Source organism: Arthrobacter bambusae (genome assembly GCF_030812595.1).
GTDB classification, from domain to species: domain Bacteria; phylum Actinomycetota; class Actinomycetes; order Actinomycetales; family Micrococcaceae; genus Arthrobacter; species Arthrobacter bambusae_B.
The window spans coordinates 285,462-307,878 of sequence record NZ_JAUSSZ010000002.1 but is presented as its reverse complement, the minus strand read 5'-3'; the positions used below and the strand labels follow the sequence as shown (position 1 = coordinate 307,878).

At 62.6% G+C, this 22,417-nt stretch carries 19 protein-coding genes; 4 read left to right on the top strand and 15 right to left on the bottom strand.

Annotated features, from left to right (window positions below):
- Positions 1 to 148 precede the first annotated feature (148 nt).
- The 4 genes from J2S96_RS04840 to J2S96_RS04825 form a co-directional block, all read right to left on the bottom strand.
- Positions 149 to 1,219, bottom strand: coding sequence for an alkene reductase (locus tag J2S96_RS04840; RefSeq protein ID WP_306860450.1), 1,071 nt, complete (start codon positions 1,217 to 1,219; stop codon positions 149 to 151).
- Positions 1,220 to 1,375: 156 nt separating this feature from the next.
- A complete protein-coding gene (locus J2S96_RS04835; protein WP_306860448.1) occupies positions 1,376 to 1,858 on the bottom strand; it encodes a hypothetical protein in 483 nt (160 codons plus the stop codon).
- Positions 1,859 to 2,319: 461 nt separating this feature from the next.
- Entirely contained in the window at positions 2,320 to 2,955 is a 636-nt protein-coding gene (locus tag J2S96_RS04830; RefSeq protein ID WP_306860447.1) for a DUF6318 family protein, read from the bottom strand.
- A gap of 220 nt (positions 2,956 to 3,175) precedes the next feature.
- Positions 3,176 to 4,927 carry a purine-cytosine permease family protein gene (locus J2S96_RS04825; RefSeq protein ID WP_306860445.1) on the bottom strand — a complete coding sequence of 584 codons (1,752 nt, stop codon included), beginning with the start codon at positions 4,925 to 4,927 and terminating at the stop codon, positions 3,176 to 3,178.
- 234 nt (positions 4,928 to 5,161) lie between these two features.
- Between J2S96_RS04825 and bioB the strand changes: the two genes are divergently transcribed.
- Both bioB and bsaP read left to right on the top strand, forming a co-directional pair.
- On the top strand, positions 5,162 to 6,190 hold the full coding sequence (bioB, locus tag J2S96_RS04820) for a biotin synthase BioB (RefSeq protein ID WP_306860443.1): 1,029 nt from the start codon (positions 5,162 to 5,164) through the stop codon (positions 6,188 to 6,190).
- On the top strand, positions 6,187 to 6,420 hold the full coding sequence (gene bsaP, locus J2S96_RS20270) for a biotin synthase auxiliary protein BsaP (protein ID WP_442319932.1): 234 nt from the start codon (positions 6,187 to 6,189) through the stop codon (positions 6,418 to 6,420). Before bioB ends, bsaP begins: the two co-directional genes overlap by 4 nt.
- A gap of 30 nt (positions 6,421 to 6,450) precedes the next feature.
- Here bsaP and J2S96_RS04815 read toward each other — a convergent pair whose 3' ends face one another.
- The 3 genes from J2S96_RS04815 to J2S96_RS04805 all read right to left on the bottom strand — a co-directional run bounded on the left by J2S96_RS04815 (position 6,451) and on the right by J2S96_RS04805 (position 8,924).
- Complete coding sequence (locus J2S96_RS04815; RefSeq protein ID WP_306860442.1) at positions 6,451 to 6,708, bottom strand: hypothetical protein; 258 nt, start codon at positions 6,706 to 6,708, stop codon at positions 6,451 to 6,453.
- Between the two features lie 2 nt (positions 6,709 to 6,710).
- Positions 6,711 to 7,979: a glycosyltransferase family 2 protein gene (locus tag J2S96_RS04810; protein ID WP_306860441.1), complete on the bottom strand. Its 1,269-nt coding sequence runs from the start codon at positions 7,977 to 7,979 to the stop codon at positions 6,711 to 6,713.
- 201 nt (positions 7,980 to 8,180) lie between these two features.
- Entirely contained in the window at positions 8,181 to 8,924 is a 744-nt protein-coding gene (locus tag J2S96_RS04805; protein WP_306860440.1) for a response regulator transcription factor, read from the bottom strand.
- 99 nt (positions 8,925 to 9,023) lie between these two features.
- Between J2S96_RS04805 and J2S96_RS04800 the strand changes: the two genes are divergently transcribed.
- Positions 9,024 to 10,691 carry a sensor histidine kinase gene (locus J2S96_RS04800; RefSeq protein WP_306860438.1) on the top strand — a complete coding sequence of 556 codons (1,668 nt, stop codon included), beginning with the start codon at positions 9,024 to 9,026 and terminating at the stop codon, positions 10,689 to 10,691.
- 100 nt (positions 10,692 to 10,791) lie between these two features.
- Positions 10,792 to 11,259 (top strand): very short patch repair endonuclease, encoded by a 468-nt coding sequence (locus J2S96_RS04795; protein WP_306860436.1) that lies wholly within the window; start codon positions 10,792 to 10,794, stop codon positions 11,257 to 11,259.
- Here the strand turns inward: J2S96_RS04795 and J2S96_RS04790 are convergent.
- The 8 genes from J2S96_RS04790 to J2S96_RS04755 all read right to left on the bottom strand — a co-directional run bounded on the left by J2S96_RS04790 (position 11,201) and on the right by J2S96_RS04755 (position 22,328).
- Entirely contained in the window at positions 11,201 to 11,437 is a 237-nt protein-coding gene (locus J2S96_RS04790) for a PLDc N-terminal domain-containing protein (protein ID WP_306860434.1), read from the bottom strand. The genes J2S96_RS04795 and J2S96_RS04790 overlap by 59 nt on opposite strands.
- A 93-nt stretch (positions 11,438 to 11,530) precedes the next feature.
- Entirely contained in the window at positions 11,531 to 12,721 is a 1,191-nt protein-coding gene (locus J2S96_RS04785; RefSeq protein WP_306860640.1) for a 5-methylcytosine restriction system specificity protein McrC, read from the bottom strand.
- A 100-nt stretch (positions 12,722 to 12,821) separates the two neighbouring features.
- Positions 12,822 to 15,056, bottom strand: coding sequence for an McrB family protein (locus J2S96_RS04780; RefSeq protein ID WP_306860432.1), 2,235 nt, complete (start codon positions 15,054 to 15,056; stop codon positions 12,822 to 12,824).
- Between the two features lie 142 nt (positions 15,057 to 15,198).
- The gene (locus J2S96_RS04775; RefSeq protein WP_306860431.1) at positions 15,199 to 17,130 is read right to left on the bottom strand and encodes a DUF5107 domain-containing protein; all 1,932 of its coding nucleotides are present in this window, start codon (positions 17,128 to 17,130) and stop codon (positions 15,199 to 15,201) included.
- Positions 17,131 to 17,270: 140 nt separating this feature from the next.
- On the bottom strand, positions 17,271 to 18,011 hold the full coding sequence (locus J2S96_RS04770; protein WP_306860430.1) for a copper homeostasis protein CutC: 741 nt from the start codon (positions 18,009 to 18,011) through the stop codon (positions 17,271 to 17,273).
- Between the two features lie 47 nt (positions 18,012 to 18,058).
- Positions 18,059 to 18,475, bottom strand: a complete 417-nt coding sequence (locus J2S96_RS04765) for an acyl-CoA thioesterase (RefSeq protein ID WP_306860638.1) — start codon at positions 18,473 to 18,475, stop codon at positions 18,059 to 18,061.
- Between the two features lie 26 nt (positions 18,476 to 18,501).
- Positions 18,502 to 20,598 (bottom strand): ABC transporter ATP-binding protein, encoded by a 2,097-nt coding sequence (locus tag J2S96_RS04760; protein WP_306860429.1) that lies wholly within the window; start codon positions 20,596 to 20,598, stop codon positions 18,502 to 18,504.
- A complete protein-coding gene (locus J2S96_RS04755) occupies positions 20,595 to 22,328 on the bottom strand; it encodes an ABC transporter ATP-binding protein (protein ID WP_306860428.1) in 1,734 nt (577 codons plus the stop codon). The genes J2S96_RS04760 and J2S96_RS04755 overlap by 4 nt, the downstream gene beginning before the upstream one ends.
- Between the last annotated feature and the right edge of the window lie 89 nt (positions 22,329 to 22,417).

Here is a 22,417-nt window from a genome sequence, read left to right as displayed (position 1 = left end):
GATTGCGGGGCTCCTCGATCGTGCCGCCTCGAATCATCCAGCAAAATCCGTCGCCCTGGCATGGAATCCGGGCAGGACGGTGGCGGCAAAGGCGTTAAAGCGCGACGGCGGCACCTTTCGCAGGTGCCGCCGTCGGGGTTGGGGTGTTCTAGTTGGCGTAGAACGGGTAGTCGGTGTAGCCCTTTGCGCCTTCAGCGTAGAACGTGGAAGGGTCCGGCTCGTTGAGCGGGAGGCCCTCACGCCACCTGCGCGCCAGGTCCGGGTTGGCGATGGCCGGGCGTCCGACCACCACGGCGTCGGCGTGACCGTCGGCCACGAGTGCCACGGCTTCGTCCCGTGTGGTGACCACGCCGAAGCCTGTGTTGACCAGGAACGTGCCATTGAAACGCTCGCGCAGGTCTTGGACAAGCTCACCCTTGGGGTCATGGTGAAGGATGCTGAGGTACGCAAGGTTGAGCGAGGCGATGGTGTCCACGAGGACTTCATAGGTGGCGCGAACGTCGGCGGGGTCGGTCTCGGCGATGCCCTGGACCGAGTGCTCCGGGGAAATTCGGATGCCGACCCGGTTGGCGCCCAGCGCTTCCACTACCGCGTTGACGGTCTCGATCACGAAGCGTGCACGGTTTTCCGGGGAACCACCGTAGCTGTCCGTGCGGACGTTGGTGTTGGGTGCCAGGAATTCGTGGAGCAGGTAGCCGTTCGCCGAGTGGAGTTCGACGCCGTCGAATCCTGCCTCGACAGCGTTCCGGGAGGCGGTGACAATCTCCTGGATCACTGAGGGAAGTTCATCGGTGCTCAGTTCGCGGGGTACCGGGTAAGGCTTCTTCCCGTTCGGCGTGCGTACTTCGCCGTCGATGGCCACGGCACTGGGCGCCACGATCTCGCGTCCGCCGGTGATATCGGGGTGGGAAACGCGACCACCGTGCATGATCTGGGCGAAGATCCGGCCGCCCTCTGCATGGACAGCGTCGGTTACCTTCTTCCAGCCCGCGATCTGTTCCTCCGTGACGAGGCCCGGCTGCCCAGGGTAGGACTGCCCCGCCTGCGTCGGGTAGGTACCCTCACTGACAATCAGCCCGAGCGAGGCACGCTGCCGGTAGTGCTCCGCAACCAAGGGGCCGGGAATGCCTTCAGCTCCCGAACGGAGACGGGTCAGTGGCGCCATGACCAAACGGTTGGGAAGTTCAATCTCGCCGAGGGTCAAAGGGGAAAACAACATGGGCAGTGCCTTTCAAACGGGAACAGGTCCACTGGCGGCAACTGCCACGCGCCTGCAACTATTCCTGTTGAGATGGGGATCACACAACGACGGCGGGGGCCTCGGCTTTACTTCAGGTCCGGGCCGCGCCGCTGTCGGCCGCTTTCTCCGGCTGAGCTAAGGGACGCCCGGGCAGCCCTCACCGCGCGGATTCACGACGCAGTTGTCGGCATAGTTGCGCGTGATCGACCGCCAGACGCTCACCTTCTGTGGTGGGGACGCGAACTGTCCGGTGCCCGGAATGGGCATGTTCGGACCACCGTTCACGGAGTAGGTGCCTCGGAAGGTGGTGGTCACTGAGACCTGAAAGTCCCCGGTCTGTTGGTAAACGTGGCTTGTTCTCGTCTTTTGGCCCCATTCCGCCTCCGGAAGCGGACCGCCGGCAAACGGGGTTGGCCCCAGACCGTTTCCGTCCCCGTAGCTGTAGGTATATTCCACCGGAGTTGCCACAATATGGACTTGCTGGCCGAGAAGCGTCACATCGAATTGCTGCTCGACGGCGTCCGCAAAGATGTTGGTTTCAGCGCCCTTGAGCGTGTGCGGGCTAGGCTGCGCCGTTAGCTCCGCCGGCCTGATGGGAAGGTTGCGAAAGTCGCTCACAACTCTTTCCGCAATGCGCTGCAGGAGATCCTCAGGCTTCTGGTCATACAGGCAAGACGGGCCGTTATTGCCCGATTTCCAGTCGACCCACGTGGGATTTGAAATCGCCTTCGGCGCGACCTTCCAAATAACAGGCGTTCCAGGCTTCCCACCGGCCTCGCGGGGCGGGCACTGTATCTGTCCAGGAAGGCACTTCTTGTCCAGGACATCATCGTCAACATGACATTGGAGCTCCGCCTTGTATTGGTTGGGGTCGTCGCTGGCGAAGTTTGGAGGGGCGGGAACGATTGCGCCCGTTTGGGGGTCACGGATCCAATTCTCAGAACCCAGGCGCACACCGTTTTTTCTGTAGCCTATGTTGATTGGCGGATCCTTGCTCTCGGCATTTGCCGGGGCTGCGAAACCCACCCACGGCAAGACGACTAGAGATCCAATCAGTAGGACGCTTACCGTTCGCATTGCTAGCGGATCAATCCGAGGTCCGTAAGCACCCAACCATCCACCCTGAAAGTGGCGACGACCTGGCTAGCACTGTTGGAAGCTTCAGTGGGTTCTTGGTAAAGGCTTCCATCCGCCTTGCGGATCTCGACTTGCTGTTGAATTACCTGGACAGTCGCCTGCCGAGACTCTGCTCCGGTTCCGGGTTTTCCTTCCACCACGGGTGTCTCGATTCGTCCGCCGACGATCCACTTCCCGTCTGTCCAGGACTGGCCAATCGATTCTTGGAGGCCATTACAGAAAATGCAGTTCGGACCCGTTGACCGCTTAATGGCAGACACATCCCCCGTCTCGTAAGCATACGAAAGCGCTTGGAACCAGTACCTCGCGAACGCCTCCACGCCTTCTTTGCTGTTCTCCTTCGCTGCGGCCGGCAGCACTGGAACCGGCACGTTCTCGGCTTTGCCCTTGGCATCGGCCGGTTTGTAGACAGGCGTCGGGGTGGGCGTGGGCGTAGCCGTGGCGCTCGTTGAAACCGTGGGTGACGCTGATTTGTCGGACTGTGGCTGCGTGGTGTTCTCGCAGGCGGTCAGGGTCAACGCTGCTGCGAGGCTGCCAATGGCGAAAGAGCGAGCAGAAATCGAGGTGCGTGGAGTCATGGTTTGCTATCCCCAAATAGTTTTCAAGACTAAACGTTTCCAGAAATCGTAACGTAATTGCCGTTCGTCGCGGGAAAGTTATCCACAGGCTCTGGTTTATTACACCTCATCGCTTTTCGGCGTGCCCAACACAACAAAGACAAACCACGGGCCTCGACGGCGGGACCGCGGCCAGGCCGCCCATCCGTCGTCGAGGCCCGTGGGACCTTTGAACTGCCGCCTACGTCTCGGCCGGCAGGAGCAACTCCCCCGACTTATCCGTCGACAAAGCGAGCGAAGAGATGAACTGCTGCTCGCCGTCGGGCCCGTCCTGGGCCGAGCGGACCATATCCGGCCGCTCGAACTCGAGTCCTGTGACGTGGCACAGCAGTTTGGCGTCGCTCGGGTTCCCGTCGGCGTCGAACATGGGCAGATCGATTCCGTCGTCGGATCGGCGCAGGTAGTACTTCCCGCGGGTCAACACCGCCAGGACGGGCGGCAGCACAAGCGCCAGCCCGACGGCGAAAATCGGCGAATATGGCTGCACGGCCGGGCCGAAAGCACCGAAGAACACCGCAATCGAGACAATGGCCGAAGCCAGCATCGAAATGAAACCCACCGGGTTGACCGCGTAAAGCATTCCGCGGCGGAATTCGGGAACCTTGGGCGAGATTTTGAGCAAATACTTATTGATCGCGATATCCGACGCAACGGTGACCACCCATGCCATGGCGCAATTCGCATAAAAACCGAGAATGGTGTTCAGGAACTCGAACATATTCGCTTCCATCAGCACCAGCGCAATCACCAGGTTCACCACCACAAACACCATCCGGCCCGGGTAGCTCTTGGTGATGCGCGTGAAGCTGTTGGTCCATGCGAGCGAACCGGAGTAGGCGTTGGTGACGTTGATCTTGATTTGCGAAATGACCACGAGCACCACGGCCAAGGTCATCGCCAGCCAGGCCGGCATCATTTCCTGGTACACGCCAAGAAATTGGTGCACCGGCTCGTTCGCATGCGCGGAGGCCGCTGGATCCAGCCTCGCGATCAGATAGACGGCGATGAACATGCCCACGATCTGCTTGATCGCGCCGAAGATCACCCAGCCCGGGCCGGCAAGGATCACGACCCGCCACCACGCCCCGCGGTTCTCGGCGGTCTTGGGCGGCATGAATCGCAAGTAATCAATCTGTTCCGCGATCTGGGCCATCAGTGAAAGGCAAACACCCGCGGCCAGCATCACGGAGGCCAGGTTGGTGCCTTCGGCGCCGGATTTGCCAGTGAATGCGAAGAATTCCCCGATGCTGTCCGGGTGCGAAATCACCAAATACCCCACGGGAACCACCATCAGCAGGAGCCACAACGGGGTGGTCCATACCTGCATCTTGGACAAAGCCTTCATCCCGTAAATCACCAAAGGAACCACAATAAGTGTGGACGCGGCATAACCGAGCCACTGCGGAATGCCCAGCCCGAGTTCCAGGCCTTGCGCCATGATCGAGCCCTCAAGCGCGAAGAAGATGAACGTGAACGTCGCGAAAATGACGTTGGAGACCACCGAGCCGTAGTAGCCGAAGCCGGAGCCCCGGGTGATGAGGTCGAGATCAATGTTGTACCGGGCCGCATAGTAGGCCAAAGGAAATCCGGTGGCGAAAATGACAACGGCCGCCACAACAATTCCGATGATGGCGTTCACGGTGCCATATGAAATACCGATGTTCGCGCCAATGGAGAAATCAGCCAAATAGGCGATCCCGCCAAGCGCACTTGTCGCCACCACGCCCGCACCCCATTTGCGGTAGGAGCGAGGGGCGAACCTGAGCGTGTAGTCCTCCAGGCTCTCCTTCGCCGCGCTCATTGCATCGGCGTTGCCCGCCGGGCGGCTCCCGGCACCTATCGCCTCCGGAGGTTCGACGACGGCGACCCCCACCGGAGAGCCGCCCGCCGTCGGGGTTTCAAGCACTTGCGTTGTCTTCGAATCGTCAGTCATCCCCCGCAACTTTCCTCGTCTTGGCATGTTTCCCCTATGAACATGCGCTCGACGCTATCGGCGGGATGAAACCATGAAGTCACCACGATGTTTCTGCGCTGTAACTTATCCAGCGAGCCGGCCGCCAAGTTTGCGGCCCCGGGTTTATGGATGTCCAACAAAATCCCGATCCCATGGCCCAGCTAGCGTCGTGAAGGAACGCACTTTCCCAGCAAGAAACGGCCGAGGAGCATCATGACCACCCAGCTAAACCCGAGGCGTACGTCCGCGTATCCGATCCTGGAAACAGCGCGCGAGCAGGTCCTCGCGAAAGGCGAAGGACTCAGCGAATCCCAGCTTCTTGAGATCCTGGAGCTCCCCGACGAGGCCATCCCCGACGCCTTGCAGCTTGCCCACGAGGTCCGCCTGAAGCACTGCGGCGAAGACGTGGAAGTGGAGGGAATCATCTCCATCAAAACCGGAGGATGCCCTGAGGATTGCCATTTCTGCAGCCAGTCGGGCCTTTTCGACAGTCCGGTCCGCGGAGTCTGGCTCGACATTCCCGAGCTTGTCAAAGCCGCGAAGGAAACCGCCGCCACCGGGGCCACGGAGTTCTGTATCGTCGCCGCCGTCCGCGGCCCCGATATCAAGCTCATGAACCAGATCAAGTTCGCGATCGACCGCATCAACCAAGAAGTGGACATCAACATCGCCTGCTCCCTGGGCATGCTCACCCAGCGCCAGGTTGACCAACTCGCCGAATGGGGCGTGCACCGCTACAACCACAACCTCGAAACCGCACGCAGCTACTTCCCCGAGGTCGTCACCACCCACAGCTACGAGGAGCGCCTGGACACCTGCAACATGGTCAAGGCGGCCGGCATGGAACTCTGTTGCGGCGCCTTGATCGGCATGGGCGAATCCACCGCCCAGCGAGCCGAACTCGCCAGCCAGCTCGCAGCCCTGGGACCCCACGAAGTCCCGCTGAACTTCCTCAATCCCCGCCCCGGGACGCCCCTGGAAAACCAAGGAATCATGGATGGCAAGGACGCCCTCCGCGCGATTGCGGCGTTCCGCCTCGCGATGCCCAGGACCGTCCTCCGTTACGCCGGCGGACGGGAGCTCACCCTGGGCGACCTCGGCACAAGGGAAGGCCTCATGGGCGGAATCAACGCAGTCATCGTCGGCAACTACCTCACTACCCTGGGCCGTCCCGCCGATGCAGACCTCAACCTCCTCGTGGAGCTGAACATGCCCATCAAGGAACTCCAGAAGTCGCTGTGAACACAGTGATCCCGGAGAGTTACTGCGGCCTCTGCGGCGAACCCTCGCTAGAAGGCGAGCTGTTGACGCACGGTGAGTGCCCGACGTCGGACGCTCACCGGAGCTGCCAGCAGCGCCTCGCGATGGAGCCACCACGCTATTGCGCCCAATGCCGTCGCCGCATGAAAGTCCAGGTCACACCGCTCGGCTGGACCGCCGAATGCTCGCGCCACGGACAGGTCACGCCCTGAGCGCGCTACATGCCCGGCACGACGCACGGGTCAGCGTCGGGCTTTGCGAAAGTCCGTGGCGTGGTTCACCGCCGGAGCATCCGGGTGGATGCTCCGGGTCTCCGAGCGCTGATTCCGGGTGCGAATCCAGTCACTAGGGTGCACTTTGGGAAAGATCTTGGCGATGGCCAACGCGCCATACATCAAGGTATTGATGGCAACGAAGGTCGCCAAGATGGCAAACCAATCGGAATGGAGAATCCCTTCGGGAAACAAAATCCCCGCGGGAAGGGACGCGGAAATAGTCATGGTCATGCTGCTTTCGAAAATTCACTGGCCTGTGAATGGTTGAGGTGTTTCCACGTGGCTTGCTTGGCCAGGGAGATGTCGATGATTCCCTTGATATAAACCACGTTGAGGAACATATCGAAGAACAACTCAGGAAAGAGCGTGGCGGCCAGGAGGCGTGCCCGCCAACCGCCTTTCCACGCCGTGACCACACGCTCGATCGAGAACACGACGCCGATACCCAGCCAGAACGGGAACCAGACCCAGTTGTCCAGAGACAAGACCATCAAGAGGATCAGCAGGAGATAAGCGCTGAGGGCAATGACTCCATAGCCAATGCCGAACTGCTGTGCCCAATAGCGAAGTGTCTGCGGCGTGGCTCCGTAGGCACCGAGGTTTTCCAGGGCTCCCCGCTGCCAACGGAGCCGCTGAGCCCACAATGTGCGGAAATTCGGCATCAACTCGGTAACCACGGTGCATTGCATGGGAGAAATCATGAGGCCACCGAGGGACTTCAAGGCAATCGTCAGCTCGTTGTCCTCGGTCAATGACGCCGTGTCATAAACGTCTCCTTGAATTCCGGGGATCGATTCACCGCGGCTCTGGGCAACAGTGCGCAATGCGCGGGGCCGGAAGAGCGAGGCGGTACCGGTCAGGACAAAAACGCGGCCACGCCGTCGGCCGATTTCCCGGGAGTACCGGATATATTCGTTGCGCTGGAACTGGCCGACGATTCCGTGCCCTTCTTCCCCATAAAAGAGGCCCCCCACGGCCATCAGCGCCCTGTCATTGGTCATACGGGCAACAGCGACCTCCAGGAACCCGTCGTCGAGGGCTGTGTCGGCGTCCATCACCATGACGACGTCGTTGTCCCCTTGGCCAGGGAGCAGCCACTTCAGCGCTTGGTTGAGGGCGCCGGCCTTCTTCTGCGTGTTGTTCACCGATTCGAAAACCTCAACCCCCGCCTCGCGGGCAAGGGCGACGGTTGCATCAGTGCAGTTGTCGGCCACCACTATTACGCGTTCCGGGCGATGCGATTGGGACAAAAGAGAGGAAATGGTGGCCGGCAACGAAGCTTCTTCATTGTGAGCGGGGATCAAGACGGTCACCGTGACCGGGCCAGCATATACACCGCGGGTTTCCGCCATGACGATTTTTGGGGCCAGCGGGTTCCGCGGATTCGCGGAGCGGCGTGATCTGTTGGCGATGCGCCGCTCCAACAAAGCCACTCCAACGGAAAGCAGAAGCGCAAAGGCGATGGCCGCGAGAATTACGCGAGGTTGCGGCGCCACGGAATCATAGAGGACCCTCCAGACGCCAAGGACGATACCCTCAGCCCGCGACTCGACTGCTGAATTCCCCGTCAATACAATGGCGAACCATAAGAGGGCCGCCGCACCGCCCGCGGTTACCGCTATAACAATGCCAACCAAACGCTGAAAAATCCCTTGACTCACCGGCGAATGCTATCAGTCGTTCGCCGGGTGAAGAATTTAAGTCCTTGCCGGCGCCAGTCGATAGCCCACACCGCGCACAGTTTGCAGCCAACGCGGGTTCTGCGCGTCGTCGCCGAGCTTGCGGCGAAGATTGCCAATATGGACCTCGATGGACCGTTCGTCGGCGTCACTCGTGTAGATCCCGACGTCGTAACTTTCGTTCCGGAGGCGACGCACAAGGTCCGCTTTACTCAAGACCGTGCGGCCTGCCTCAAGCAATGAATACAGGAGGTCGAACTCCGTGGGGGTCAGGCGCACGTCCTGGCCGTCGATGGAAACGGTCCTCGTCGCGTAGCTGAACACCAACCCGTTGTGCCGGAAGGTCCGCTGGGTAGGCGGAACGTCTATCGGACGGCCCGCCGTCGCTCCGGAGCGTGGCCGTCGCATCATGGCGGCTACCCGGGCGCGAAGCTCGCGGGGCCGGAAAGGCTTGGTCAAGTAGTCGTCTGCGCCCGATTCCAAGCCCAGGAGGGTGTCCAGCTCATCGCCCTTGGCCGTCAGCATGACGATATATGCATCGGAAAAGTTCCGGACCTGGCGCGCTACCTCGAAGCCATCAATGTCCGGCAAGCCCAAGTCCAAAGTGATGACGTGTGGCTGCAAGTCACGCGCTGCCCGGATACCGGCTGCCCCGCTCGTTGCCAGATGAACTTCGAAGCCGGCCTGGCTGAGGACGACGCGGACCAATTCCCGGATGTCGTGATCGTCTTCTATGACAAGCCCAACCCGCAATTCAGTCATTTGCAGCCCTCCCAGCCCGCTACGAATGGAAGTATATCGGGCTGCCGGTATCCTTTCTGGCATGCGACGCCACCTTGAAGGAATGCGAATTTTGGCCCGATGAAACGTCCGATTGAGTGGGATGCCAAAAGCGGCCGGGTGATGTTCTTCCAGCACGCCTTCCACGAGTACTCGCTCAAGGATCGCGTCGCACTCAGCCAATTGCCGCTGACCGTGACAGTGTGCCTCACGGCGATCCTGGTTGGCCTCTATTTCCCCGCGACCCTCGGCAATCCCCTTTTTGCCATCTTCGTGGCCACCCAAGCTGCAGCCTGGGTCCTCTGCTACGCCGTTCCGTGGGACCGACTCCCCTTTCCGGCGTTCCTGGCCATACCGCTCCTCGATATCATTTCCATCGGGCTAGGACGTGAGGGAGGGCAAGACAGCCCCCTCGGAATCAGCCTTCTGACCGTCTTTCCCGTCATTTGGCTCTGCGCTTCGGGACTGTATCGACGTTCTGCCTTGGCTGTTTCCTTCCTCGGACCGCTCGCCATGATTTGGACGCCACAATTCATCCATGGCACGTACACGCCGCAGGATCTGCTGCGCGGATTGCTGCTGCCCATCATGATGCTCGGCATCGGGGCGTCCATCAGCGTGATGACCCAGAGCATGGTCGCGCAGCAAAAGCGCCTCGAGGAGAGGGACGCCGCGTTGCTCCGGGCCCTGGCGGACAGCCAGCAGAAGGAACGATTGCTCAACACCGTTCTTGAAACCGTCCACCTCGGCGTCGTGGCCATCGACGCGGAGGGGCGCGAAATGATGGCAAACCGTAAGCAGCGGGAAAACCAGGTGCTTGCGACTCCCGGAGAAACCGACCACCACGGCGGGCCACAGCTTTTGGTTTTCGACGCGGACAGGGTGACACCCACTGCGGCGGATCGCCGGCCGATGCGGCGGGCCGCCTTGGGACAGGAATTCACCGACTACCTGGTGTGGGTAGGGACGGCCGGGGAGCAGCGCGCCTTGAGTACCAGCGCCCGCTCCATGCACGACGACGACGGCAACTACTTGGGTTCGGTGATCGTCTTCGGCGATGTCACTGCCCTGGTGGACGCCCTGGCTGCGAAGGACGACTTCGTCTCGAACGTTTCCCATGAGTTCCGCACCCCGCTGACGTCCATTACGGGGTACGTGGACCTTATGCTGGAAGAGGCTGAAAACCTGCCGTCCTGGGTGGTGCAGCAACTTGGGATCGTGCAACGAAACGCGGACCGGCTCCTCTCCTTGGTCTCGGACCTGTTAGCCGTGCGCGCGGGCCACCTGATCGTTCAGCCGCACGCGGTAGACGTGTGCGAACTCGTCAAGTCGAGTGTCGCCTCGGCCGGGCCGAAAGCGGACGACGGCGGGGTGCGGCTTCACGTCGACGTACCGGGACGCTTGGAGGCGCATGTGGATGCCAACCGCATCTCGCAAGTCTTGGACAACCTCATTTCCAATGCCATCAAATACTCCCCCGACGGTGGCGATGTCCACGTCACGCTGCTGCGGGAGGAGAACGCGGTAATGTGTCGGGTCAAAGACACCGGCATGGGCATGGGTAAGCAGGACCAAGCGGACGCCTTCACCCGGTACTTCAGGGCCGGAAACGTACGCAATACGGGCATCCAAGGCGTCGGTTTGGGGCTCTCCATTTGCAAGGCAATCGTCGATGCCCACGGCGGAACCATTGACCTCCAGAGTGTCCCCGGCGAAGGAACAACGTTCACGTTCCGCGTTCCGGCCTGACCGGGCGTCGGAGAAAGCACGCACATATCTGACCGGGCGTCACGCCAAAAACCGACATATCGGACCGGGCGTCGGAGGGGGCGCTGCGTAGACTGAGGACATGGGCGAGAGCCGCGACCTACTGACGCCTGAGCAACGCAGCCTGAACATGTCCAAGATCCGGGGAAAGAACACTAAGCCCGAGCTCTTGGTGCGCCGGCTCCTGCATGCCAAGGGTTACCGTTACCGACTCCATGGCCGGGCCGCGGGCGGGAAGTTGCCCGGCAGCCCGGATCTCGTGTTTGCCAGCCGACACAAGGTGATTTTCGTGAACGGATGCTTCTGGCACTTCCACGATTGCAAGGCAGGCCAGCACGCACCCGCGGGCAACGCGGATTTCTGGGCAGCCAAGCGCAACCGCACGCGGGAGCGCGACGCCGGACAGCGGGAACTGCTGAGAGCCTCGGGATGGGAGGTCCTCACCGTGTGGGAATGCGGACTCCGGGACCGTTCGGCTTTGGAGAATCAGCTCACACAGTTCCTCGACGACGGCCAAACAGGAAGTAGCTCAGCGGTCCAAAGAAATTGATGAAGCTTGCGGCCCGCCATAGGGCTTTGTTGCCGCGGATCTGGGCAGCGGGTGTCTTGGAGATGCTGCGTTGTGCCGCGACGAGCAACCCCATCTGTCCCGCACCCATCACCACCACGCCTACCCGTTGCCCCGGGGTCATTTCCTTCCAGGACTTCTTCTTTTTCTTGCTGTGCATGATGCCTCCATCTGGGAATGACTGCCCTCTCAGGCTAGTCCGCCTGCCCCGCTGACGGAACCACCGCGAACGGAACCGGTCCCACGGCCGTCCTCACAGTCGCGCCTGCCGCACCACTTCTCCCCAGGACTGCTGGGCGAGATCCGTGACGGCGGCAAGGATCTCCGCCGGTGGCAGCGACAAGTCCAGGGGGTACTCGACAATGTCGATGTCCGTGTTGAGGATCCGCCGCAGCTTCATCTCGCCCTTGCCCGCGTAGACCAACCACGCAGTGGGCACCTGCAGGGCAGTGCAGTAGGCCAGGAGCTGGTAGTGGTCCGCGTTCAGCGATGCTCCGGAGTCCGTCGCCGAGGCGTATTTGGAGTCGTACACCACCACGGGCCTGCCACCCAGGAAGTGCACGGCGTCGGGGCGAACTGTGAGCCGGTCCGAATCCCGGACTGCTTCGTTGAGGGTGGCGCCGTATTGGAGCCGCATTTCACCTGGATGTGCCCGCATGGCGTGACGCAAAGCCACACCCACGAATTCCTCAAACACAGTCGACATGTCCACCACAAACGAGGCGGTCTGCTGCTTGCCCTCCCCCGCTTCGGCAGAGGAATTCCGCAGGATGAGCTCGGCCAAGCGGAGGACAGTATGGTAGCGGAGGTTCATCCGGTTCGCTTTCCACTTCGGGAGGGGCGCTCCGGACTGGAGCCGCGTGACGGCGTCGAGCTTTCCCATGAGTTGCCGCAAGCGGCTCAGGACATTCTGCCGTACGGCGGGAACCTTGCCCATCCGCTCAAGCGCGGCGCGCAGGATGCGGTTCTCCGCAATGTCCTCGGTGAACTCGTCATAGGAGACTTCCAGCGGTACCAGCATCCCCGGGCGGCGTGAGATCTGGTCCGAGATGCGGATGCGGCCCTTGACCGTCCGGAGGGACTCGTCCACGGTGAGATAACCCTGCAGCGGACCCCGGCTGAGTGCCCGCTCCGCCAACTGGGCGAGGGACTCCGCGAGTGCGCTCCACAGGTCCTGGTGCTCGACGGCGGCCACGGAGTCTTCACGGAACCCCTGGTCCCCGGCGTAGCTGAGGAGGAACAGCAGCCGGTTCAAGCCCAGGCGGTCCTTGGGCCGTACCTCAAACTGGACGGTCTGCGTCCGCACCGAGCCGACCTTGCCCACAGGCTCTATGCGGTAGAGGCCCATCCCCATGGGCGAGGCCTTCGCAAGCCCGCTCGAGTTGAGGACCGCGGCGGTTTCCGGATCAAGCTTGTCCACGATGCCGCCGGAGAGCTCGTCCATGACGAGGTGCCGCACAGCCGGAGCCTTCGTGGAAGCGCGGATAGCAGGCCTGCCCGGGGATCCGACCCCGGGAGCCCGGGTCGGCCGCGGCGGAGCGGCCTTAGCGGAGCGCAAGTCGACCCAACAACTGGTCCAGACCGAAGCGCTCCTCCAGTTGTGCCCGGTTCAGCTGACCGTGGTAGTGCTCCTCGAGGAGCGGCATGAGTTCGTACTTCCAGATCCGGCGCAGCCCGGCGGGGTTCTGGGCCGCGTTCTTCATGAAGTACGAGGGGCCGATCATCAGGTCCCGGTCCCAGTCGTCGATGGAGTCGTTCAGGGCGTCAAGCAGGTCCGCGTTGAGGGTGTCCAGGCCGCGGGCCGTGAGGAACCGCCGGAGTGATCCGCGGATCGGCTCCACCTTCGGATGCAATTCCACGAACGCGAAGCGACGGCGGATGGCCGCATCCATCATGGCGATCGAGCGGTCCGCCGTGTTCATGGTGCCGATGATGTAAAGGTTGTCCGGCAGGCTGAACGGTTCGTTGGGACTGTACTGGAGGTAGATACGGTCGTCGCGGTATTCCAGCAGGAAGTACAGCTCACCAAACACTTTCGCCAGATTGGCCCGGTTCATCTCGTCGATGATGAGGAAGTACGGCTTATTGGAGTTCCCGGGTTTCGCGGCTTCTTCCGCAAGGCGACGCAGCGGTCCGGCCACGAGCTTGAACGAGACCTGGCCGTCGTCGGTCTTGTCCGGCCGATATCCCTCGAAAAAGTCCTCGTAGGCGTAGGACGGGTGGAACTGCACCAGTTTGACGCGCTCATCGGTGCTGTCTCCAGCGAGCTCGGCGGCCAAGTGCTTGGCGAGGTAGGTCTTTCCCGTTCCCGGAGGGCCGTAGAGCACCAGTTGGCGGTTCTCTTCGAGGAGCTCGGCGATCTCGGTGAGCGGCTCGAGCTCCATGTGGAGGGAAGCTGCGAACTCTTCCGTGAGGGGTCGGAACCCTTCAATCACGGGCTCGCCCACGGCGTCCGGGGCGGCGGTTTCCTCGCCGTCGGATTCAGCTTCGGCGGGCAGGAGGGCCTGCAGCGACTGGATGACCTTGGTGACGTCCACGACGATCCCCGAGGTGGAGAGCTGGCGCTGGACGTGCCGCGGCGCCTCGGCAATCGGGTGGGTCTCGTCGAACCAACGCACCTTCCGGCGGAGCCGGCGATTATCCTCGTTGTGTTCCGGCTCACCCAGGACCACGCCGATCCTGATGGCTCCTGAGTTTTGGAACAGGGCGAGGTCGCCGGGCTTCATCACGGTCAGGAACGCGAAAACAGCCGTCTTGGTGTCCTCCCGTTCCACGTAACCGAGGTGCTTGTAGTCTTCGTCCACGGCATGCTGGACCAGGCCTGCCGTCACGCCGGGGGCTAGTTCGCGGAGGTGTTCGGCGTCGAGCGTCGCCTTTTCCTCGTCCCGCCAGGCGGCGAGGAGCTCGGCGGAGTCCTGGTGCGTGCGCAGCAGCCACGCACGGCGGCCGGGATCTCCCACTTTGCGCCACTGGCTGACGAGCTGGCGATCGTACCAATCGATCCGCTGGCCGGCCTGTTCGTCCAGATACAAGCGGATGCGGTGGATGTCCGCGGTGATGTCGGTTTCGCTCTCGCCGTGGGCACCGCCAACGAGCGAAGCGAAAGCGTCCCGGATTTCGCGGCGCTCAACGTCGGCAACCACGGGCTCGAAGTAACTGGGCCACGCCAAGTATTCGATGCTTCGCCGGATGGCGGGCTGATCGCCGGGGGTTGCCGCCGCGAGTTCGTGGAATTTGAGCGGGTCCTTGAGGGCTTTGTTGATGCTCGCGTTGGTCTGGCCATCCACGTGCGCCACGAAGCGGCACAACCAGGTCAGGTGGTCCCAGATCGTCCAGTTGAATTCGGCAGTCCGGTCACGGATGACGCCGTGATCGGTCATCCCCTTGTACAGCTCCTTCGGGAGCTCGAGCTCGGGATCGAGCCAGGACGCCGCCTCGGCAACGCGGGCGCGCTTCACCTTGAGGGATTTGACCTCGTGGGCGAGCGGCAGGGACTGGAGAAAGAGGAGTTCGACGGCGAGCAGCTTGGCCTCGCGCGAGGCGCCTTCCAGGTTGTGGCGCAGGTTGGTCATCATGGGCGCCTTGGCATCTCCGACGCCGCGTTCCAAACGCTCCAAGAGCTCGGCGGCAGCGTCCACCGTCCAAGTGCGGGTGCTGGCGTCGAGCGCCGAAGCCTTGCCTTGCAGCCCCGGGCCCAACACGAACCACGCCGCATCTTCGATCTCCTTGGAGATACCGGGGGCACGGGTCAGTGGGGTTTTGGTGGAGGGAGTCACCATGCCAACTTACATGGTTTGTCTTGGGGCTGGCATCAGCAAAGCCAGCACCCCCGCCACATGCGTCCCGCCTCACGCGTTCTGCCACATGGGTCCCACATCTCGTCTCCTGCCGCACGCGTCCCGCCCGAGTGCACCCCGGAACTCAATGCATTGCGAAGCGGTAGTCGGCAGGCACCGGCTCCCCAGGGCAGACCTCCTGCCACAGGGCCGCGATCCCGTCTTCACCTTCCCGGATGTCGGGTATCTCGACGCCGGACCGCAGCACCGCTGCCGCGTCCTGGCCCCTGCCGAGGCCCGCGAGGGCGAGCGCCGTCAGGAAGCGGATGCGTCCGACGTCGGACATTCCGGCAGGTGCCTCGCTCGCCAAGGCGAGCGCTTGGGCCGGGTTTCCGTGCCGGATGCTGAGTGTCATGGCTTCGCTGAGCAACGGGACGTTGGATGGTTCCAATCGGCTCGCTGCGGCAAGTTCAGCCACGCCCTCCTCAATGTTGCCGGTGGCCAGGAGCGCAAGGGCTCGTCCCCGATGGGCGAGCACCGTGGAACGTGGCGAAAGGTTATCGGCGATCAAAGCCGTGCCGTATCCGGCGAGCGCCCCCTGGAGGTCCTGGCGGGCGTGCTTCATGGTGGCCAGGTGGAACTGCGCTTCCGCCCCGCCATCCTTGGCCAGCAGTTCTTCCCAATCGGCTCCAGCCACGAAGGTCCCGGAGCCCAGGAAACTCGCTCCATCCAGCAGGCTGTGCCACGGGCCTGTTTCCTCGATCGCTTCAGGGGTTGGATCTTCGGCAAAGGGAGTGCCGTTTTCGTCCAACCACTCGCGGCCCCAGTGTCGCCATCGGGCACTTTCCAAAGCACCCCAAGCGCTGCCGCGAACCAGCATTTCGGCCGGGGGCAGCGCATAGTTCCGCGCGGCTTCCGCGAGGGCGATTTCGAGCTCCGAGTCCGGGACAAGCTCTTCGAGCCGGGCGCTGGCGTGGGTCACGGCAGCATCCCAATCCTGGCTGTGGGACCGTGCGGGATCCAGCTTGGCGTTGCCGTAGGCCTCCACCCAACTCCACTCGGCGCCGGCAGGCATGGCCAGATGCTCGAACTGGGTCTGCGCCAACCCGGCCTGGATCTCCGCGTAGTGGCCGGCTCCGGGACTGAGCCATTCCTGCCAGCGCTTGCCGCCGTCGCCCTGGCCCCACACGAACAATTTCTTCCCGCGCAGGAGGCTTGTGGACAGCATGGCCAGGCCGTCGCCGTCGCGGTCCACTGCGGCGATCCAGTGCCGGTGTCGCGGTTGGATGTCGAAGAAGAAATCCGCGGCGTGCGTGCTATTGACCAGCCAGGTGGCGTCCATGCCTTCGTGTTCCGTGGGCCGGACGCGGGCGATATCGGTGGTGTAGTCGCTGCCGAAAGCTTCCGAGGCGGGCGCGACCACGCGCGTTTCCGCCGTCTCGGGAACAGCGGCATTGCTCCACCAGTACATGGGGACCTCATGGTCATGGGGGTTCCGGATCCGGACCGCAGTCAGCAGGACGTCCGAGTCCTCCGGAAGCCACATGTCCACCTGGAAAACCACCTCGCGAAGGCGCTCGAACTCCCACATGCGCAAGACGTCGTGGCCCTCGGGTGTTTTGACGATGGCCGTGTGAAGCCGATCGCAAGTGGTGGGTGAGTGCCCGCGGGTCCCGATGTTCCATTCGAGCCCGCCGGCGAACCACGCTTTACGCAGCGCGATGTTGGCGAACTGCAGGGTCCCGTGGGTGTGCAGGAGGTGCTTTCCCGAGGCCTTGTCGAAGAGTTCCCACAGCCGGCCGCCCAAGGTGGGGAGGACGACGGCACGCAGTTTGCTGTTCTCGAGCACCACGGCTGGCACTTCATGGGCGGTCCGCTCACGGGAGTAGCCGTCCTGTATCAAGTAGGGGAACATGTTCGGCACTTGACCGTAGCGTGCCGCGGCCTGCAGTTCCTCCGGGACGCCGTCGCCGATTCTGTACGGCTGGTCCATTTCCGCCGCGACCACTGGCAACGGGCTATTGGGGCCCAACTCCGCCATGTTCAGGGTAATAGTGGAGAAGCTCAGGTTTTGCATCTTTATGACTCCCGGATGGCATTTTCAATCGCAATGTTTCATCCATCTTTGGCCCAAGTCACCGCCTTGTAAAGGGCCCTACCCAACTGGCTCGCAGTTAATGTCGTTATGAACGGAAAAGTGCGCGTCCGCTGCGGAGCTCACCCCGCCGCGGCGCGTGCGGCCCTCACCAGCTCCCGGTCGGTGACCATGTACGCCGTCGGGTCTGAAGCAGCCGGTTTATCGGTGGCGCCCGCCGGGTTCTTCCACGTGGAAACCGTGGCCTTGGCGGACAGATGGACGGCACTCAGTCCTGCCCTGTGCAGGGCGGGGATATCGTCCAGGGCGAGTCCGCCGCCTGCCATGACCTCAAGCCGGCCTGCTGCCCGCTGGACCATGCGCTCGAGAGTCGCGATCCCGGCCCCAACGGTGGGCGCTCCCCCGGAGCTGAGCACTCGCGTGAACCCAAGGTCCACGAGCTGCTCGACGGCGGCGGCCGGGTCCGGGGTTTGGTCGATGGCCCGGTGGAATGTCAGTTGGGCCTTGGGGTTGGTCTCCAGTGCCGTGTCTGCGAGCTTTCGGGTGGTCCGCACGTCGATGTCGCCAGCGGCCGTGAGCACTCCGATCACCACGCCCTGGGCTCCCTGGGTGAGCAGGAATCGGATCTCGCGGTCCATGGTGTCCACATCGGCGCTGGAGTACAGAAAATCGCCGGGCCGGCTGCGGATGAGCGGGTGGATCTCCAGCCGCCCACCGGCAGCCTCCTGCGCGGCCTCCATGAGGCCTTGGCTCGGGGTCAGTCCCCCGAGCTCCAAGGCGCTGCACAGTTCGATCCGGTCTGCGCCTTCTTCTGCGGCAACAGCGGCGCCCTGGGCACCGACGGCGACGATCTCGAGTTTCATGGGGAAACTCTACGGCCACCGGCGGTCCCCAGATCGTCGTACAGGAGCTACGCCCGGTAGGGCTCCAACTGTTGCTTCTGCTCAGGAGTGAGCCGGCGGACCCTTCCGGTGGCCTCGTCGACGAATGCCAGATGGGTACTTGCCTTGACGCAGTCCTCTCCGGTCACGGGATCCTTGATGACATAGTGAAGGTCGAAGCTGGCCCCCTTCACAGCGCCTACCCAGATCTCGACGACTGCCGGTATGTTCCGGTATTCCAGGGTCCGGACGTACCGGACCTTGTGCTCCACCACGAGGCTCATGACCCCGTCTTCAACCGAGTCGAAGACAGAGACCGGCGGTTCCACTCCGGGGAGTCCGGCACCGCGAGGCGGGCCGAAGGCCGCGACGCGCGCCTCTTCGAGCATGCGCACGATCTGGACATTGTTGATGTGCCCGTACGCATCCATGTCTCCCCAACGCATCGGCACCTGGACGGTTATTCGCGCGCTCAGCTGTGCACCGCCGTCGAGTCATCCACCACGGTTTCTTCGGCATCCTCACCGGCAAACTGCGACATGTACAGGCGGTAGTACGCGCCCTGCAATGAGAGCAGCTGGTTGTGGTTGCCCTGTTCCACGATGCTGCCGTTTTCCATCACCAGGATGGTGTCGGCGTCGCGGATGGTGGACAAGCGGTGGGCGATGACAAAGCTGGTGCGATCCGTGCGCAGGGCCGCCATGGCCTTCTGCAACAGCAACTCGGTACGGGTGTCCACCGAGCTCGTGGCCTCGTCCAGGATCAACAGCGAGGGATCGGAGACGAAAGCCCTCGCGATGGTGATGAGCTGCTTCTCGCCCGCGCTGACGTTGTTGCCTTCCTCGTCGATGATGGTCTGGTAGCCGTCCGGCAGTGCACGCACGAAACGGTCCACGTACGTCGCCTTGGCCGCCTCCATGATCTGTTCCTCGGTGGCGTCAAGGTTGCCGTACTTGATGTTGTCGTAGATGGTCCCACCGAACAGCCAGGCGTCCTGGAGCACCATTCCCACCTTGGCGCGAAGCTCGGAACGGCTGAGCTCCTTGATGTCCACGCCGTCCAAGGTGATCCGGCCCGAGTTGAGCTCGTAGAAACGCATGACCAAGTTGACGAGCGTGGTCTTGCCCGCCCCTGTGGGTCCGACGATCGCCACCGTGTGTCCGGGCTCCGCGCTCAGCGACAAGTTTTCGATGAGCGGTTTGTCGGCAACGTAGCTGAAGGACACGTTCTCGAACTCGACATGACCGTCCGTGCGCGGAGGCAGGTGGCGGGCCGCGTTCTCGGGCATTTCCTCATCGGCATCCAGGAACTCGAAGACGCGCTCGGCCGAAGCCACACCGGACTGGAGCATATTGGCCATGCCGGCGATCTGGCCGAGGGGCTGGGTGAATTCGCGTGAGTACTGGATGAACGCCGTGGCGTCGCCAAGGCTCATGGAACCGGAGGCCACTCGCAGGCCACCGACGACGGCGATGCCCACGTAGCTGAGGTACGAGACGAAGTTCATGGCCGGGAAGATGATGCCGGAAACAAACTGCGCCCCGAACGAGGCCTTGTATAGGGCTTCGTTGCGTTCGTCGAAACGCTCCAGCATGTCCGCGTCGCGTCCGAAGACCTTGACGAGTTCGTGGCCGGAGAACGATTCCTCGATCTGGCCGTTGAGCGAGCCGGTGTTCTTCCACTGGGCAGCGAAGAGCTTCTGGCTGCGCGAGCCGATCACTCCGGCAAGGACACCGGAGAGCGGCAGGGCTACCAGCGCGATCAGGGCCAGCTGCCAGGACACGATGAACATCATGATGGTGATTCCGAAGACCGTCAGCACTGAGCTGACCAGCTGCGCGAACGCCTGCTGAAGCCCTTGCTGGACGTTGTCGACGTCGTTGGTCACGCGGGAGAGGATGTCTCCGCGCTGGCGGGTGTCGAAGTAGTTCAAGGGCAGGCGGTTGAGTTTGGCCTGGACGTCGTTGCGGAGCCGGTTGATGACCTTCATGACGATCTTGTTCAGGATGTAGCCCTGGGCCCACAGGAAGATGTTCGCCACGAAGTACATCAAGAGCACGATCGAGATCAGGAACGTGAGCTTGGAGAAGTTGATCCCGTTGGTGAGCTCCATCTTGGAGACCATGTCCGCGAAATTGTTCTGGCCGGCCTGGCGGAGCCCTTCGGCGAAGGCTGCCTGGCTGACGCCGGGCGGCAATTGCTTGCCCATGACACCGCCGAAGATGACGTCCATGGCGCTGCCAAGGATCTTCGGGGCGATGACGTTCAGGACGACCGAGACCACCACGAGGCAGATGACGAAGACCACTCCGGCAGCCTCCGGCTTGAGCAGTCCGAGGAGCCGCTTGGCTGAGGGGCCGAACGCCTTGGCCTTCTTGGCCGGCAGGCTGCCGAACATGCCGCCGTCGGCTTCGCCAGGGGTGTATTCGGTTTCTTCGATGTCGTCATCGTCCACCGCCGTGACGGCATCGCTTGCGGCTGCGTCCTTCGCTTCCGCGGTTTCGCGCGCGGCCTTCGCTGCTTTGGCTTTCGCGGCCCAGCCGCGCTTTTGCTGATCCTGCTCGCTCATGCCACTTCCTCCGCGCTCAGCTGGGATTCGACGATCTCCTGGTAGGTGGGTGACGTTTCCAAGAGTTCTTCATGGGTGCCGCGGTCAACGATTCTGCCGTTGTCCAGGACCAGGATCTGGTCCGCGTCCGCGATGGTCGAGACGCGCTGGGCCACGATAATGACCGTGGCATCCCGCGTCTTTTCCTTCAGTGCCCTGCGAAGGCGGGCGTCCGTGGCCACATCCAAGGCCGAGAACGAGTCGTCAAAGAGGTAGACCTTGGGCTGGGTCACCAGCGCCCGGGCGATGCAGAGGCGCTGCCTCTGGCCGCCGGAGACGTTGGTCCCGCCCTGGGCGACCCTTCGGTTGAGGCCGGCGGACTTTTCCATCACGAAGTCCTTGGCCTGGGCCGTTTCCAGCGCATCCCACAGTTCCTGGTCCGTGGCGTCGGTCTTGCCGAAGCGCAGGTTGTGCTCGATGGTTCCGGAGAACAAGTACGGCTTCTGCGGCACCGTGGCCACCCGGCTGGTGATTTCGTCGCGGTCCAGGCTGGTGACCGGAACGCCGTCGAGCAATACATCGCCGGACGCGACGTCGTACAGGCGCGGCAGCAACGAGACCAAGGTGGTCTTGCCCGCGCCTGTGGAGCCGATGATGGCCAGGGTCTGGCCTGGTTCCGCCGTGAAGGAAATGTTGCTCAAGACGGGAGCTTCAGCGCCGGGGTATTTGAAAGTGACGTCGCGGAATTCGACGCGACCCTTCATTTCCGCAGGCGCTACCGGCGCCTGCGGATTGTGGATGGAAGGTTCGACGCCGAGAACCTCGCCGATGCGGTCCGCGCAGACGGACGCCCGCGGGATCATCATGGCCATGAAAGTACCCATCATGACGGCCATGAGGATCTGCAGGAGGTACTGCAGGAAGGCAGTCAAGGAGCCCACCTGCATGTTGCCCGCATCCACCCTGTGGCCGCCGAACCACAGCACTGCCGCTGTGGAAAGGTGCAGGATCATTCCGATGGCCGGGAACATCAGGACAAAAAGGTTGCCGATCTTGACCGAGACCAGGGTGAGGTCCTTGTTGGCGTCGCCGAAGCGCTTGGCCTCGTAGGGCTCACGAACGAAGGCCCGGACCACGCGGATGCCGATGATCTGTTCGCGCAGGACGTCGTTGATCGCGTCGATCTTCTTCTGCATGGAACGGAAGAGCGGCATGAGCCTGACCACGAGGTAACCAACCACGGCCACGAGGACGGGCACCGAGACCCAGACGAGCCAGGAGAGGCTGAGGTCCTCACGGAGGGCCATGATGATGCCGCCGACACACATGATGGGCGTGGAAACCATGAAGTTCAGGCCCATCAGCATGAGCATCTGGACTTGCTGGACGTCATTGGTGCCGCGGGTGATCAGCGTGGGTGCGCCGAAGGTGTTGACGTCCTTGGCCGAGAAGCTGCTGACCTTGCGGAAGACGTCCCTGCGCAGGTCCCTGCCCATGGCCATGGCCACACGGGATCCGAAGTAGACTCCCGCGATGGCCGCGATGACCTGGCCGAGCGCGACCACGAGCATCAGGGCACCGGTTTGCCAGATGTAGTTGGTGTCCCCTCGGGAGACGCCTTCATCGATGATTTTTGCGTTGAGGCTTGGAAGGTAAAGGGTGGCAATGGTAGACGCCAGCTGGAAGATGATGACCGCTAGTATCTGCGGCAAATACGGCTTGGAGTAGCGCCGTATCAGGGTGACAAGCATGCCCACGGATCCTTAATGAGAGTGCGCGAAAGAATTGATATGCGCGTGAATTAATACATGTATGAGTCGATACATGGATAACAGCAGGC

Coding starts and splice junctions, on each gene's coding strand:
- J2S96_RS04840 (WP_306860450.1), bottom strand. CDS start 1,219: ATGTTGTTTTCCCCTTTGACCCTCGGCGAGATTGAACTTCCCAACCGT.
- J2S96_RS04830 (WP_306860447.1), bottom strand. CDS start 2,955: ATGACTCCACGCACCTCGATTTCTGCTCGCTCTTTCGCCATTGGCAGC.
- J2S96_RS04825 (WP_306860445.1), bottom strand. CDS start 4,927: ATGACTGACGATTCGAAGACAACGCAAGTGCTTGAAACCCCGACGGCG.
- bioB (WP_306860443.1), top strand. CDS start 5,162: ATGACCACCCAGCTAAACCCGAGGCGTACGTCCGCGTATCCGATCCTG.
- J2S96_RS04815 (WP_306860442.1), bottom strand. CDS start 6,708: ATGACTATTTCCGCGTCCCTTCCCGCGGGGATTTTGTTTCCCGAAGGG.
- J2S96_RS04805 (WP_306860440.1), bottom strand. CDS start 8,924: ATGACTGAATTGCGGGTTGGGCTTGTCATAGAAGACGATCACGACATC.
- J2S96_RS04800 (WP_306860438.1), top strand. CDS start 9,024: ATGAAACGTCCGATTGAGTGGGATGCCAAAAGCGGCCGGGTGATGTTC.
- J2S96_RS04795 (WP_306860436.1), top strand. CDS start 10,792: ATGGGCGAGAGCCGCGACCTACTGACGCCTGAGCAACGCAGCCTGAAC.
- J2S96_RS04790 (WP_306860434.1), bottom strand. CDS start 11,437: ATGCACAGCAAGAAAAAGAAGAAGTCCTGGAAGGAAATGACCCCGGGG.
- J2S96_RS04785 (WP_306860640.1), bottom strand. CDS start 12,721: ATGGACGAGCTCTCCGGCGGCATCGTGGACAAGCTTGATCCGGAAACC.
- J2S96_RS04780 (WP_306860432.1), bottom strand. CDS start 15,056: ATGGTGACTCCCTCCACCAAAACCCCACTGACCCGTGCCCCCGGTATC.
- J2S96_RS04775 (WP_306860431.1), bottom strand. CDS start 17,130: ATGCAAAACCTGAGCTTCTCCACTATTACCCTGAACATGGCGGAGTTG.
- J2S96_RS04770 (WP_306860430.1), bottom strand. CDS start 18,011: ATGAAACTCGAGATCGTCGCCGTCGGTGCCCAGGGCGCCGCTGTTGCC.
- J2S96_RS04765 (WP_306860638.1), bottom strand. CDS start 18,475: ATGCGTTGGGGAGACATGGATGCGTACGGGCACATCAACAATGTCCAG.
- J2S96_RS04760 (WP_306860429.1), bottom strand. CDS start 20,598: ATGAGCGAGCAGGATCAGCAAAAGCGCGGCTGGGCCGCGAAAGCCAAA.
- J2S96_RS04755 (WP_306860428.1), bottom strand. CDS start 22,328: ATGCTTGTCACCCTGATACGGCGCTACTCCAAGCCGTATTTGCCGCAG.